This is a genomic window from Chitinophaga agrisoli (genome assembly GCF_008386695.1).
Taxonomy (GTDB): domain Bacteria; phylum Bacteroidota; class Bacteroidia; order Chitinophagales; family Chitinophagaceae; genus Chitinophaga; species Chitinophaga agrisoli.
Genome location: NZ_VUOC01000158.1, coordinates 1 through 381 on the forward strand (window position 1 = coordinate 1; position 381 = coordinate 381).

Sequence of the window (381 nt, forward strand, 5' to 3'; positions counted from 1 at the left end):
CCGACTTGGTTGCGGCTGTCTTAGCCTTTTTTGCTTTGATGGGCCTCTGGGAGCGGAGGATGGCTGAAGCACGACGAAGGGTAGCCTTGCATAGGTCTGTGCGGTAGTGGTTAGCCTTTAACAACCTCTTCACTTTGTACAGTGACCTCCTGGCACCAGCCTTGAATGGACGTCGGATTAAGTTTTTAGCGGGCTTTCTGGTAGCCTTTGCTTTCTTGTACACTACTGTGAATCCCTTCCTGTCAGGGTTCTCCACGACACCAACGGCTTTCTTGTGAATCAAGCCGTTGTACCTGAAGGAGTGGAGGTTAGTCACATTGTTCGGCTCCTTGCTGAACGGCTTTTTGATATTGCGCTTCTTCACAAGGAATGCATTGTTGT

The 381-nt window shown here is 49.9% G+C and carries 1 protein-coding gene; it reads right to left on the reverse strand.

Annotation, left to right across the window (positions count from 1 at the left end; translation table 11 throughout):
• Nucleotides 1-364, reverse strand: a 364-nt coding sequence (locus tag F0L74_RS34820) for a 60S ribosomal protein L28 (protein WP_213087193.1), incomplete at its 3' end; no start/stop codon positions are given.
• Between the last annotated feature and the right edge of the window lie 17 nt (nt 365-381).